Genomic DNA, 13,081 nt, shown 5'->3' with positions numbered 1-13,081 from the left:
GCGCTCCGCGGCCGCCGCCTTCTTCCCGGCTTTCCCGGCGCCTACTTCACGACGAGCGACGTCCACGCCTGGACCCACTGCTCACGGTTCTTGGCGATGGTGTCCGGAGCGACGTTCTCCGGCTTCTCGATCAGCACACCGTGCTTGGTGAAGACCTCGGGCAGCTTGGCGTCCTTGACCACCGGGTTCACGAACATGTTCAGCGGCATGTCCTCCTGGAACGCCTTGCCGATCATGAAGTCGATGAAGGCCTTGCCGCCCGCCTCGTTCTTCGCGCCCTTCAGCAGACCGGCGAACTCGATCTGGCGGAAGCAGGTGCCGGTGGAGACGCCCGTCGGGGCCTCGGCCGGCTGCGGCTCGGAGAACAGCACCTCGACCGGCGGGCTGGAGGCGTAGGAGACGACCAGCGGGCGGTCGCCCTTGGCCTTCTTGCCGCCGGCGGATCCGGAGAACCGCTCGTTGTACGCCTGCTCCCAGCCGTCGACGACCTCGACGCCGTTGGCCTTGAGCTTGCTCCAGTAGTCCTTCCAGCCGTCCTGGCCGTACTTGCCGACGGTGGCCAGGAGGAAGCCGAGGCCGGGCGAGGAGGTCGCGGCGTTCTCGGTGACCAGCAGGTTCTTGTACTCGGGCTTGACCAGGTCGTCCAGCGTCTGCGGCGGGGCGAGCTTCTTGTCCGTGAAGTACTGCCTGTCGTAGTTGACGCAGATGTCGCCGGTGTCGATCGGGGTGACCCGGTGCTGCTTGTCGAGCTGGTACCCGGCTCCCACCGCGGCGAGGCCCTTGGCCTCGTACGGGGTGAAGATGCCGTTGTCGAGGGCCTTGGAGAGCATCGTGTTGTCGACACCGAAGAACACGTCGCCACGCGGCTTGCCCTTGGTGAGGATCTCCTGGTTCAGCGCCGCGCCCGCGTCGCCGCTCTTGACCACCTCGACCCGGTAGCCGGTCTGCTTCTCGAACTCCTTCAGGACCTCCTTGGAGGGGTTGAAGGAGTCGTGGCCGACCACGGTCACCGTCTTCGGCGCCGCTCCGCTGCCCGCGCCGGCGTCCTTGTCGTCGCCGCCGCACGCGGTGAGCGTGGTCACGCCGAGCGCGGCGGCGAGCGCGGCCCCCGCGATCTTCTTCGTGGTGTTCACGGATGTTCCTCCTGGGGTGTCCAGGAGAAGACGCGGCCCCGCCCGGGCGCTCGGTGGAGCGGGGCACCCGGGCAGGGCGCAACAGCTTGAGGTGGTGACCGAACTTCCTACCCGGAATGACCCGGGCGAGGTTCAGAGGGTCTGCGGCCTGACGGTTGCCGCACTCTCAGCGCTGTGGCGCTCCCCTGTCGGAATATGCAGATGTACGGGGGCCAGACTACCGTTCGCTCGCGGCGAGCTGACCGCAGGCTCCGTCGATCTCCTGGCCGCGGGTGTCACGGACGGTGACCGGCACGCCGTGGGCGGCGATCGCCTGGACGAACGCCCGCTCGTCCTCGGGGCGGGAGGCGGTCCACTTCGAGCCCGGGGTCGGGTTCAGCGGGATCAGGTTGACGTGCACCCGCCGGCCCTTGAGCAGCCGGCCCAGCAGGTCGCCCCGCCACGCCTGGTCGTTGATGTCGCGGATCAGGGCGTATTCGATGGAGACCCGGCGGCCGGACTTCTCGGCGTACTCCCAGGCCGCGTCGAGCACCTCGCGCACGTTCCAGCGGGTGTTCACCGGGACCAGGGTGTCGCGCAGCTCGTCGTCGGGGGCGTGCAGCGAGACGGCGAGGCGGCACTTGAAGCCCTCGTCGGCGAAGCGGTGGATGGCCGGGACCAGGCCGACGGTGGAGACGGTGATGCCGCGCTGGGACAGGCCCAGGCCGTCGGGCTCGGGGTCGGTGAGCCGGCGGATGGCTCCGACCACCCGGTTGTAGTTGGCCAGCGGCTCGCCCATGCCCATGAAGACGATGTTGGAGAGGCGGGCCGGGCCGCCGGGGACCTCGCCGTCGCGCAGCGCCCGCATGCCGTCGACGATCTGGTGCACGATCTCGGCGGTGGACAGGTTGCGGTCGAGGCCGGCCTGGCCGGTGGCGCAGAACGGGCAGTTCATGCCGCAGCCGGCCTGCGAGGAGATGCACATGGTGACCCGGTCGGGGTAGCGCATCAGCACGGACTCCACCAGGGTGCCGTCGTGCAGCTTCCACAGGGTCTTGCGGGTGGTGTCGTCGTCGCAGGAGATGTGCCGTACGACGGACATCAGCTCGGGCAGCAGGGCCTCGCGCAGCTTCTCGCGGGCGGCGGCCGGGATGTCGGTCCACTCGGCGGGGTCGTGTGCGTACCGCGCGAAGTAGTGCTGGGAGAGCTGCTTGGCCCGGAACGGCTTCTCGCCGACGGCGGCGACGGCCTCGCGGCGCTCGGCCGGCGTGAGGTCGGCGAGGTGCCGCGGCGGCTTCTTGACTCCGCGAGGGGCGACGAAGGTGAGCTCTCCCGGAGCGGGGCGGGCCATGGCAGGTACTCCTCGTAAGACGAAAGGCGCGCTGCACCGGCAGCGCGCCCTTCCAGAGTACCGGGTGGGTCCCGTCCGGGCCGGGTTCGGCCGTTCGGGGGCCGGCGTCAGCCCTTCGGGTACCGGCGTCAGCCCGTCCCGACGAACAGGGCCAGCAGCAGCCAGACCACCGGGGCCGTCGGCAGCAGGGAGTCCAGGCGGTCCATGATGCCCCCGTGTCCGGGGAGCAGGGTGCCCATGTCCTTGATGCCGAGGTCCCGCTTGATCATCGACTCGCCCAGGTCGCCGAGGGTGGCGCTGACCGCGACCACCAGGCCCAGGACCAGGCCCTGCCACCAGGTGCCGTCGTCGATCAGGAACTGCATGCACAGCGCACCGGCCACCATGGCGAAGGCCACGGCACCGAACAGGCCCTCGCGGGTCTTTCCGGGGCTGATGCGGGGGGCGAGCTTGTGCTTGCCGAAGCGCCAGCCGACCGCGTACGCACCGGTGTCGCTGACCACGGTGAGCACCAGGAAGGTGATCACCCGCTGCGGGCCGTCGTCGGCGGCGAGCAGCATGGCGACGAAGGTGGCGAGGAACGGCACGTAGAACGCGGCGAACACGCCCGCGGTCACGTCCTTGAGGTAGTCCTCGGGCGGCTCGGTCATCCGCCACACCAGCACCGCGAGCGCGGTCAGGGCCATGGCGACCCAGGCTCCCTCGGCGCCACGGACGTAGCCGGCGATGACCATGGCGGCACCGCCCACCGCGAGCGGCACGAGCGGGGCCTTGATGCCCTTGCGCTCCTGCAGCCGTGAGGTGAGCTCCCACAGGCCGACGACCACGGCGACGACGATGACGCCGACGAAGACCGCCTTCACGATCAGCAGTGAGGCGAAGATGACGGCGCCGAGACCGACGCCGACCCCTATGGCGGCGCGCAGGTCACGCCCGGCGCGCTTCTTCGGCGGCGGCGGGGCGTCCTGCGGAGGCTGCGGGGGTGGCGTGGGCATGGGCTCCTGCAGCGGCGTCTCGGCGCGGAACGGGGGGCCGTCCGGAAGGACGGCCCCCCGATCATATGCGGCACCTGCCGGAACCGGCTCCGCCTCCCAAGGAGAGTCGTTCATCAGACCTCGAGGAGCTCGGCTTCCTTGTGCTTGAGCAGCTCGTCCACCTGCGCGACGTACTTCGCGGTGGTGTCGTCGAGCTCCTTCTCGGCGCGGCGCACGTCGTCCTCGCCGGCCTCCTTGTCCTTGACCAGCTTGTCGAGGGCGTCCTTGGCCTTGCGGCGCACGGCGCGGATGGAGACCTTGGAGTCCTCGCCCTTGCCCTTGGCGACCTTGATGTACTCGCGGCGGCGCTCCTCGGTCAGCTCCGGGAACGTCACACGGATGATGTTGCCGTCGTTGCTGGGGTTGACGCCCAGGTCGGAGTCGCGGATGGCCTGCTCGATGTTGCGCAGGGCGCTCTTGTCGAACGGCGTGACCACGGCCATGCGCGGCTCGGGCACCGAGAAGGAGGCCAGCTGGTTGATGGGCGTGACGGCACCGTAGTAGTCCGCCACGATCTTGTTGAACATCGCCGGGTGCGCACGGCCGGTGCGGATCGCGGCGAAGTCCTCCTTGGCCACCAGGACGGCCTTCTCCATCTTCTCCTCGGCTTCGAGGAGGATTTCTTCGATCACCACGTGCTCCTGCATGTCAGATGTGGATGGTTCGGGCGGGCGGGCCGGCGGGCCGACCGAGCGTTCAGGCCCGGGTGCCCTGGTCGCTCACGAGCGTGCCGATCTTCTCACCCTTGACCGCGCGGGCGATATTGCCCTCGGCCAGCAGCTCGAAGACGAGGATCGGGAGCTTGTTGTCGCGGCACAGCGTGATGGCGGTGGCGTCGGCGACCTTGAGGTCGCGGGAGAGCACCTCGCCGTACTCCAGCGCGTCGAACTTCACGGCGTCCGGGTTGGTCTTCGGGTCGGAGTCGTAGACCCCGTCGACGCCGTTCTTGCCCATGAGCAGGGCTTCGGCGTCGATCTCCAGCGCGCGCTGGGCGGCGGTGGTGTCGGTGGAGAAGTAGGGCATGCCCATACCGGCGCCGAAGATGACGACGCGGCCCTTCTCCAGGTGCCGTACGGCCCGCAGCGGGATGTACGGCTCCGCGACCTGGCCCATGGTGATGGCGGTCTGGACGCGGGAGTCGATGCCCTCCTTCTCCAGGAAGTCCTGGAGGGCGAGGCAGTTCATGACCGTGCCGAGCATGCCCATGTAGTCGGACCGGGCCCGGTCCATGCCGCGCTGCTGCAGCTCGGCGCCGCGGAAGAAGTTGCCACCGCCGATGACGACGGCGATCTCCGCGCCGTCGCGGACCACGCCCGCGATCTCACGCGCGATCGCGTGCACGACGTCGGGGTCGACGCCCAGTCCCCCGCCGCCGGAGAAGGCCTCGCCCGACAGCTTCAGCAGGAAGCGGCGGACACCCTTCTTCTCGTGGTGGCTCTTGGTGTCGGAAGCGGTGTGGGGGGCCACGCCCTGATTCATGGAGATCTCCTCGTGCACATACGAAGAAGGCCATTGCCGGGGTCCTTGCGGTTCCCTGTGCGGCAATGGCCTCCTCGTCAGATCTGCGGTCGTCCTGCGCGAGCGCGGCCGACTGCTTCAGACCCTACCGGGGTCCGGGTGTCCGTCGCGTACGGACGGACTCAGATGCCGACCTTGATGCGCGAGAAGCGCTTCAGGGTGACACCGGCCTCGTCCAGGATCTGCTGAACGGTCTTCTTGTTGTCCAGCGCGTACGCCTGGCCGAGGAGGGTGGCCTCCTTGAAGAAGCCGTTGACGCGACCCTCGACGATCTTCGGGAGCGCGGCCTCGGGCTTGCCCTCGGCGCGGGTGGTCTCCTCGGCGACGCGGCGCTCGGTCTCGACGACCTCGGCCGGGACGTCCTCCTTGGAGAGGTACTTCGGGGCGAACGCGGCAATGTGCTGCGCGATGCCCTTGGCGAGGTCGCCCTCGGCCTTGTCCAGCTCGACCAGGACACCGATCTGCGGGGGCAGGTCGGGCATGGTGCGGTGCATGTAGGCGAAGACGAAGCCGTCGGCGAACTGCGCGAAGCGGTCCAGGACGATCTTCTCACCGAGGTTGGCGTTGGCCTCGTCCACGAACGCCTGGACGGTCTTGCCGGCCTCGATCTCGGAGGAGAGCAGGGCCTCGATGTCCGCCGGGGCGCTGGCGGCGACGTGCTTGGCGATGTCGGCGGCGACGGCCTGGAACTTCTCGCCCTTGGCGACGAAGTCCGTCTCGCACTTCAGCTCGACGATGACACCGGAGGTGTTGTCGTCGGCGATGAGGGACACGACGGCACCGTTCTCGGCAGAACGGCCCTCGCGCTTGGCGACGCCCTTCTGGCCCTTGATGCGCAGGGCCTCGACGGCCTTGTCGACGTTGCCCTCGGCCTCGTCCAGCGCCTTCTTGCAGTCCATCATGCCGGCGCCGGTGAGCTCGCGGAGCTTCTTGACGTCAGCGGCGGTGTAGTTCGCCATGAGTCTGTGATTCTCTCTCGAAGTCGTAGATCTACGGGTGAACGGCGGGGGCCGGTGCTCTGGTGTGCACCGTCCCCCGTCGTCATCGTCCGTGCTGCGAGTGCCCGGCGGATGAACGCCGGGCCTCTCCCAGTGGGATCAGGCCTGCTCGGCGTCCGCGGCCGGAGCCTCGGCAGCGGGGGCCTCGGCGGCCGGAGCCTCGGCGGCGGGGGCCTCGGCGGCCGGAGCCTCGTCGGCCTTCTTCTCGCCCTCGAGCAGGTCGCGCTCCCACTCGGCGAGCGGCTCGGCGGCGGCCTTCTCGCCCGGCTTCGAGTCACCGGTCGCAGCGCCGGAGCGGGCGATGAGGCCCTCGGCGACGGCGTCGGCGATCACGCGGGTGAGCAGGGTGACGGAGCGGATCGCGTCGTCGTTGCCCGGGATCTTGTAGTCGACCTCGTCGGGGTCGCAGTTGGTGTCGAGGATCGCGACGACCGGGATGTGGAGCTTGCGCGCCTCACCGACGGCGATGTGCTCCTTCTTGGTGTCGACGATCCAGACCGCGCTGGGGACCTTCGACATCTCGCGGATACCACCGAGGGTCTTCTCCAGCTTGGCCTTCTCGCGGGAGAGGACCAGGAGCTCCTTCTTGGTGAGACCCGAGGCGGCGACGTCCTCGAAGTCGATCGCCTCAAGCTCCTTCAGACGCTGGAGGCGCTTGTAGACGGTGGAGAAGTTGGTGAGCATGCCACCGAGCCAGCGCTGGTTGACGTACGGCATGCCAACGCGGGTCGCCTGCTCGGCGATGGCCTCCTGGGCCTGCTTCTTGGTGCCCACGAACATGATGGAGCCGCCGTGCGCGACGGTCTCCTTGACGAACTCGTAGGCGCGGTCGATGTACGACAGCGACTGGAGCAGGTCGATGATGTAGATGCCGTTGCGCTCGGTGAAGATGAAGCGCTTCATCTTCGGGTTCCAGCGACGGGTCTGGTGACCGAAGTGGACGCCGCTTTCCAGCAGCTCCCGCATCGTGACGACGGCCATGGCCGTATCTCCTTGGATTCTCGGTTTCATTCCTGACGCCCCGGCCGCGTCCCGCCCCCGTCGAAGGGGACCGAGGGACGCCGCCGCCAGACCGCATGACCGGTCGGCGCTGGGGCGTGCGAAGTCGACCCGGTGACCCGGATCGCCACAAGAAGTGTACGGGACCGGGCACCGTGCCGGGTGACGCCCCTGCCCACAGCGGCCCCGTCGTCCACAGGCCGCAGCGCGGGGGCGGGGTGCGCGGGACCCTGCGGGCATGACGCCACTGCTGCCGATCTTCCTGCTGGGCCTGCTTCCGGCCCTTGTTCCACCCCTTGTCCAGCCCCTGGTTCCGGCCCTGCTGCAGCCCCTGCCGGCTGCGGGCGCGCCCGGCGCCGCAGGGCCGGCTGATCCGGTGCGGCGGGTCCGTCCGCTGCCCGCGCCGCTGGTGGTGGCGCGGTGGTGGGATCCGCCGCCCACCCCGTACGCGGCCGGGCACCGCGGGGTGGACCTGGCCGCCCCGGTGGGCGCGGAGGTACGGGCGGTGGGCCCGGGCCGGGTCCATTACGCCGGACAGGTGGCGGGCCGCGGAGTGCTGTCGCTCACCCTCCCGGGGGGTCTGCGCACCACGTTCGAACCGGTCCGCCCGCTGGTCGCCGAGGGCGAGGCGGTGCGGGCGGGGCAGGTGGTGGCGGTCCTGGAGGCGGGGAGCCACTGCCGGGCGTCCTGCCTGCACTGGGGGCTGCTCGCCGGGGAGGTCTACCTCAACCCGCTGCCCCTGGTCCCCCGGTCCTCGCCCCGGCTGCTGCCGTCGGCCGGGGCCGCCGGGCTCAGCCCCGTACGCCGCGGAGCGCCATGGCCACGGCCGCCTCGGTGACCTCGGCCGGCTCCTCGGCGGCGCCGAGCTCGATCCGGCGGACGGCGGCGTCCACGACGCCCTGCAGGAGCATCGCGGCGAGCCGGGGCCGGTCGTGACCAAGGGCGCCGAGCGCCTCGACGATGATCGCCACCAGGCCGCCGTGGGCGGCGCGGATCTTCTCCCGGGCACCGGCGTCCAGCTCGCTCGCCGAGATCGCCACCACGGCCCGGTGCCGCCGGTCCCCGACCAGGGCCAGCTGCTGCCGGACGTACGCCTCGACCTTGGCCTCGGGGGTGTCCGCGGCCTCCATGGCCGCTTCGATCTCGGCCGCCCAGACCGGGAAGTCCACGGCGCAGAGTTCCTCGACCACGGCCGCGCGGGAGCGGAAGTACTCGTAGACGGAGGACCGGGCCAGGCCGGTCCGCTCGGCGAGGGCGGGGAAGGTCAGCGCCTCCGTACCGCCCTCGGACAGCAGGGAACGGGCGGCGTCCAGCAGGGCGCCGCGCTGCATCGTCCGGTGCTCGGCCACGGAGGCCGCTCGAATCCTGGGCACGTTCCCACTCTACGGAGCTCCGCCAGGTCAGCGGCCGACATCCGCCAGCTTCGCCCGCAGCTGCAGCACGGACTTGGTGTGGATCTGACTGACCCTGGACTCGGTGACGCCGAGCACGTGGCCGATCTCGGCCAGGGTGAGCCCCTCGTAGTAGTAGAGGGTCACCACCGTCTTCTCCCGTTCGGGGAGGGTGTTGATGGCGCGGGCCAGCAGCCGGCGCAGCTCCCGGTCCTCCGCCACCTCGACCGGGTTGTCGGCGGCGGTGTCTTCCAGGGTGTCCATCAGCGTGAGCCGCTCGCCGCCCTCGCCGCCGACGTGCAGCATCTCCTCCAGGGCGACCATGTTGGCCAGCGACAACTGGCTGAAAACGGTGTGGAGTTCCTCCACCGAGATGCCCATCTCGGCGGCCACCTCCGCCTCGGTGGGGGTGCGCCTGAGCTGCGCCTCCAGGGTGGCGTAGGCGCGTTCCACGGCACGCGCCTTCTGCCGGACGGAGCGCGGGATCCAGTCGAGGGCGCGCAGTTCGTCGATCATCGCGCCGCGGATGCGGGTGATCGCGTACGTCTCGAACTTGATCGCGCGGTCGATGTCGAACTTCTCGATGGCGTCGATCAGTCCGAAGACCCCGGAGGAGACGAAGTCCGCCTGCTCGACGTTGGGCGGGAGGCCGACGCTGACCCGGCCGGCCACGTACTTCACCAGCGGCGAGTAGTGCAGGATCAACTGCTCCCGCAGGCGCTCGTCGCCCGAGTCCTTGTAGGAGCGCCACAGCGCGTCCAGGGACGAGGGCGCGGTGGACCGCTCGCTGCCGCGGGCAGCGGGGGGTGCCGCAGCGCGGTCAGACCCTGAGGTGTGCTGGGGCATGGGTCGCCTTTGTCGGGGCCGGATTCGTGGGGAGCGTAGCGTGACTGAACAGTCGCGGTGCGCGAAGAGTACGGGATCGTATGACGGCCCCGGCGCCCCCGGAGTCGCGCGGGTGGTCCGGGACCGGCGCCTCGCGCACGGTCCCGGGGACTGCCACCGGGAAGACCGCGTCTCTCATCGGCTTCACTCTTTCACCGGAACTCCCCAGGTCAACGGTCGCCTCGCCGGGCGCCACCGGTTCGAGTGGCCTGGCCGTCCGGGTGTCCCGTCAACCTCCATCCGTCGCCCTGCCGTTCGACGAACCCCAGAGAGTGAAGTTCGTACAGTCTGCCGATGACTTCATCGGTGCCGGTGCCGGCGGCGAGCGCCACCTCCCGGGCGCCGGCGGGCCGCCCGGCGGGGAGCGCCTCCAGCACCCGGGCGGTCTCCTCGTGGAGCAGGTCCCGGGGGAGCACCGGCCCCCGGCGCTCGGGGGCCAGTTCGCCCATGCCGCCGACCAGTTCGACGATCTCGTCGGCGTCGGTGACCAGGGCCGCCTCGCCGCGCAGCAGTTCGTGCACCCCGGCGGAGAGCCCGCTGGTGGCGGGGCCGGGCACGCCCATGGTGAGCCGGCCGAGCCGCTGGGCGCGGCGTGCCGTGACCAGGGAGCCGCTGCGGTGGGCGGCCTCGACGACCACGGTGCCGCGGGTGAGGGCGGCGATCACCCGGTTCCGCAGGACGAACCGGCTGCGGGTGGGGTGGCTGCCGGGCGGCAGCTCGCCGATCAGCAGGCCCGCCCCGGCGATCCGGCCGAGCAGGCCGGCGTGCCCGGGCGGATAGTGCGTGTCCACCCCGCAGGCCAGGACGGCCGCGGTGGCCCCGCCGACGGCGAGCGCGCCGCGGTGGGCGGCCCCGTCGATGCCGTAGGCGGCGCCGGAGACCACCACCCAGCCGCGCTCGGCGAGTCCGGCGGCGAGGGTCTGCGCCATGTGCGTGCCGTACGGGGTGCAGGCGCGGGCCCCGACCAGGGCGACGGAGCGGAGCGCCCAGACCCGCAGGTCCGGCCGGCCGCGGAGCCACAGTCCGACGGGGCGGGCGTCGCCGAGGTCGTCCAGCTGGCCGGGCCACTCCGGCGCGCCGGCCCACACGAAGCGGCCGCCCAGTCCGGCGATGTCCGCCAGGTCCCGCTCCGGGTCGGCCCGGGCGGCCCGCTCCCGGTACCCGGCGAGCCGTCCGGCCCCCACGCCGTCGAGTTCGCCCCAGTCCCCCGGTCCCCCGGCGAGGCGCCGTATCACCCCCTCCGCCCCGTGGCGCCGCAGCCAGCGTCCCCCGTGCTCGTCCCCCGGCTCCAGCACCCGGGTGAGGGCCACCCTGGCCAGGAGTTCGTCCCGGTCGCCGGCCATCACACGGCCCCCGGGGCGAGCGCCGCGCCGCGGGCGATGCCCGTGCGCAGTTCCAGGGCGACGGCCACGTCCAGGGCGTCCGGCCGCTCCTTGCCGGCGAGGTCCGCCACCGTCCAGGCGACGCGGAGCACCCGGTCCAGGCCGCGGGCGGTGAGCAGGCCGCGCTCCAGGTCCCGTTCGGCCTGGGCCAGCGCCCCGGGGGCGGGCTCCCAGCGGGTCCGCAGCTCGTGGCCGGGGATCTCGCTGTTCACCCTCCAGGGCGTGTCGGCCAGCCGGGCCGCCGCCCGGTCCCTGGCCCCGGCCACCCGGGCCGCGACGGCCGCGCTGGGCTCGCCCCGCCCGCCCTGCCCGAGCAGGTCGGACCGGCTGACCGGCTCCACCTCCACCCTCAGGTCCACCCGGTCGAGCAACGGACCGGAGAGCCGGGCCTGGTAACGCCGGATCGCCGCCGGCGGGCACTCGCAGCCGGTGCCGTGCACCGTGTGCCGGCCGCAGGGACAGGGGTTGGAGGCGAGGACCATCAGGAACCTCGCGGGCAGCCGCACCACCCCGGCCGCCCGGGCGATCACCACTTCTCCCGACTCCAGCGGCTGCCGCAGCGCGTCCAGCGTCTTGGTGCTGAACTCGGGTGCCTCGTCGAGGAAGAGCACGCCCCGGTGGGCCAGCGAGACCGCGCCGGGCCGTGGCAGCCCGCTGCCGCCGCCCACCAGCGACTGCATGGTCGCCGAGTGGTGGGGGGCGCAGTACGGCGCGGCCCGTACGAGCGGCTCGCCGGGCGGCAGGAGTCCGGCGACCGAGTGGACGGCGGTGACCTCCAGGGACTCCCGCCGGGTGAGGGCCGGCATGATCCCCGGAAGGCGCTCCGCCAGCATGGTCTTGCCCGCTCCCGGCGGGCCGGTGAGGAACACGTGGTGTCCGCCGGCGGCGGCCACCTCCAGGGCCCGCCGGGCGGACCGCTGCCCGGCGACGTCCGCCAGGTCGGGCAGCCCGGCCCGGACGCCCGTCCCGATCCCCGCACCGACGGCCGCTCCGGGCACGACCAGGCCCGCCAGCATCGGGTCCGGCCCGTCCGGCGGGTACGGCGGAGGCTCGTCGGGGATCTCGCCGTCGGTGAGTACGGCGATCAGCTGGCGCAGGCTGCGGACGCCGAGCACCGAGACGTCGGGGACCAGGGCGGCCTCCCCGGCGCACTGCTCGGGGACGACCACCCGGCGGTAGCCGGCCTCCGCAGCGGCCAGGACCGCCGGGAGCACGCCCCGGACGGGGCGGGCGCGGCCGTCCAGGCCGAGTTCGCCGACGATGACGAGGTCGGCGATGGCGGCCGGGTCGATCCGTTCCGCCGCGCCCAGCACCGCCGTTGCGATGGCCATGTCGAAGCCGGCGCCGGACTTCGGCACGGACGCCGGGCTCAGGCCCACGGTGAGCTTCTTCTGGGGCCATTCCGCGCCGGAGTTCACCACTGCCGCCCGGACCCGGTCCCGGCTCTCGAACAGGGTCTTGTCGGGCAGTCCGACCAGTGTGAAGGCGGCGATGCCCGGTTCCAGGTCGGCCTGGACCTCGACCAGCACGCCCTCGACGCCGACCGGCGCCACCGAGCAGGTCCGTGCGAAGCCCATCACGCCACCCCCCGGACGTGCTCCACGACCGGGGCGCCCCGGCGCGGCAGGACGACCCCGACCAGGTCGATCCGCACCCCGCCCGGGGGTGGTCCGCCGTGGTCGGCGATCCAGCGCGCGGCGAGCATCCGCAGCCGGTCGGCCTTGCCCCGTCCGACGGCCGCCATCGGATGTTCGAACGGGCCCGCCCGGCGCGTCTTCACCTCGCAGACCACCAGCGCGTCGCCGTCCCGGGCGACGATGTCGATCTCCCCGCCGGGCCCGGACCGCCAGTTCCGCGCGATCACCCTCATCCCGGCCTCGGTCAGCCGCCGCGCGGCCAGGTCCTCGCCGTACCTGCCCAGTGCCCCTCGTGCGTCCATCGCGCACCACCTCCGGGACCGACGGTCCCTCAGCCGTGCGCACCCCGTGGATCTTGGTGGACAACCCGGGGCCTGTGGACAACCCGCTCACCCACAGGGGTGAACGGGTTGTCCTGCCGGCGGCCCGGATCAGCTGCCCGGGAGCTCCAGGTCGGTCTTGTTGAGCTCCTCGATGTTCACGTCCTTGAAGGTCAGCACCCGGACCTGCTTGACGAATCGGGCCGGCCGGTACATGTCCCAGACCCACGCGTCGGCCATCGAGACCTCGAAGAACACCTCGCCCTGGACCGAGTGCACCTGCATCTCGTAGTCGTTGGTGAGGTAGAACCGGCGTTCCGTCTCGATCACGTACTTGAACAGCCCGACGACGTCGCGGTACTCGCGATAGAGCTTCAGCTCCATCTCGGTCTCGTACTTCTCGAGGTCCTCGGCGCTCATGGCATGTTCCCCTTCAGCCGTGCGTCCCCCTATT

At 71.7% G+C, this 13,081-nt stretch carries 14 protein-coding genes and 1 riboswitch; of the genes, 1 reads left to right on the top strand and 13 read right to left on the bottom strand.

The window, feature by feature from the left end; translation table 11 throughout:
- Nucleotides 1–41: 41 nt before the first annotated feature.
- The 7 genes from AB0O36_RS20160 to rpsB form a co-directional block, all read right to left on the bottom strand.
- Entirely contained in the window at nt 42–1,133 is a 1,092-nt protein-coding gene (locus AB0O36_RS20160; protein ID WP_365112003.1) for a thiamine ABC transporter substrate-binding protein, read from the bottom strand.
- Nucleotides 1,134–1,219: 86 nt separating this feature from the next.
- Nucleotides 1,220–1,330, bottom strand: a riboswitch (TPP riboswitch).
- 20 nt (nt 1,331–1,350) lie between these two features.
- Nucleotides 1,351–2,463 carry a 23S rRNA (adenine(2503)-C(2))-methyltransferase RlmN gene (rlmN, locus tag AB0O36_RS20155; RefSeq protein ID WP_365112000.1) on the bottom strand — a complete coding sequence of 371 codons (1,113 nt, stop codon included), beginning with the start codon at nt 2,461–2,463 and terminating at the stop codon, nt 1,351–1,353.
- Nucleotides 2,464–2,591: 128 nt separating this feature from the next.
- Complete coding sequence (locus tag AB0O36_RS20150) at nt 2,592–3,572, bottom strand: phosphatidate cytidylyltransferase (protein ID WP_365111998.1); 981 nt, start codon at nt 3,570–3,572, stop codon at nt 2,592–2,594.
- Nucleotides 3,572–4,129, bottom strand: coding sequence for a ribosome recycling factor (gene frr / locus AB0O36_RS20145; RefSeq protein ID WP_365112215.1), 558 nt, complete (start codon nt 4,127–4,129; stop codon nt 3,572–3,574). The genes AB0O36_RS20150 and frr overlap by 1 nt, the downstream gene beginning before the upstream one ends.
- A gap of 64 nt (nt 4,130–4,193) precedes the next feature.
- Nucleotides 4,194–4,976, bottom strand: coding sequence for a UMP kinase (gene pyrH / locus AB0O36_RS20140; RefSeq protein WP_365111996.1), 783 nt, complete (start codon nt 4,974–4,976; stop codon nt 4,194–4,196).
- 161 nt (nt 4,977–5,137) lie between these two features.
- Nucleotides 5,138–5,974 carry a translation elongation factor Ts gene (tsf, locus tag AB0O36_RS20135; protein WP_365111993.1) on the bottom strand — a complete coding sequence of 279 codons (837 nt, stop codon included), beginning with the start codon at nt 5,972–5,974 and terminating at the stop codon, nt 5,138–5,140.
- Between the two features lie 138 nt (nt 5,975–6,112).
- On the bottom strand, nt 6,113–6,994 hold the full coding sequence (gene rpsB, locus AB0O36_RS20130; protein WP_365111990.1) for a 30S ribosomal protein S2: 882 nt from the start codon (nt 6,992–6,994) through the stop codon (nt 6,113–6,115).
- Nucleotides 6,995–7,250: 256 nt separating this feature from the next.
- On the opposite strand from rpsB, the gene AB0O36_RS20125 reads away from it, so the two are divergent.
- On the top strand, nt 7,251–7,850 hold the full coding sequence (locus AB0O36_RS20125) for a M23 family metallopeptidase (RefSeq protein ID WP_365111987.1): 600 nt from the start codon (nt 7,251–7,253) through the stop codon (nt 7,848–7,850).
- Here AB0O36_RS20125 and AB0O36_RS20120 read toward each other — a convergent pair.
- The 6 genes from AB0O36_RS20120 to AB0O36_RS20095 form a co-directional block, all read right to left on the bottom strand.
- Entirely contained in the window at nt 7,804–8,343 is a 540-nt protein-coding gene (locus AB0O36_RS20120) for a helix-turn-helix domain-containing protein (protein ID WP_365112212.1), read from the bottom strand. The two genes, AB0O36_RS20125 and AB0O36_RS20120, sit on opposite strands and share 47 nt — an antisense overlap.
- A 69-nt stretch (nt 8,344–8,412) precedes the next feature.
- Nucleotides 8,413–9,249 carry an RNA polymerase sigma factor WhiG gene (gene whiG, locus AB0O36_RS20115; protein WP_365111985.1) on the bottom strand — a complete coding sequence of 279 codons (837 nt, stop codon included), beginning with the start codon at nt 9,247–9,249 and terminating at the stop codon, nt 8,413–8,415.
- A gap of 209 nt (nt 9,250–9,458) precedes the next feature.
- A complete protein-coding gene (dprA, locus tag AB0O36_RS20110; RefSeq protein WP_365111982.1) occupies nt 9,459–10,631 on the bottom strand; it encodes a DNA-processing protein DprA in 1,173 nt (390 codons plus the stop codon).
- Nucleotides 10,631–12,247 carry a YifB family Mg chelatase-like AAA ATPase gene (locus tag AB0O36_RS20105; RefSeq protein WP_365111980.1) on the bottom strand — a complete coding sequence of 539 codons (1,617 nt, stop codon included), beginning with the start codon at nt 12,245–12,247 and terminating at the stop codon, nt 10,631–10,633. The genes dprA and AB0O36_RS20105 overlap by 1 nt, the downstream gene beginning before the upstream one ends.
- A complete protein-coding gene (locus tag AB0O36_RS20100; protein ID WP_365111978.1) occupies nt 12,247–12,609 on the bottom strand; it encodes a YraN family protein in 363 nt (120 codons plus the stop codon). Before AB0O36_RS20100 ends, AB0O36_RS20105 begins: the two co-directional genes overlap by 1 nt.
- Nucleotides 12,610–12,738: 129 nt before the next feature.
- Entirely contained in the window at nt 12,739–13,047 is a 309-nt protein-coding gene (locus tag AB0O36_RS20095) for a DUF2469 domain-containing protein (RefSeq protein ID WP_008737534.1), read from the bottom strand.
- Nucleotides 13,048–13,081: the final 34 nt, after the last annotated feature.

It is taken from the genome of Streptomyces sp. NPDC089799, assembly GCF_040684755.1.
Classification (GTDB): Bacteria; Actinomycetota; Actinomycetes; order Streptomycetales; family Streptomycetaceae; genus Streptomyces.
This window is presented reverse-complemented; position numbering and strand designations above follow the sequence as displayed.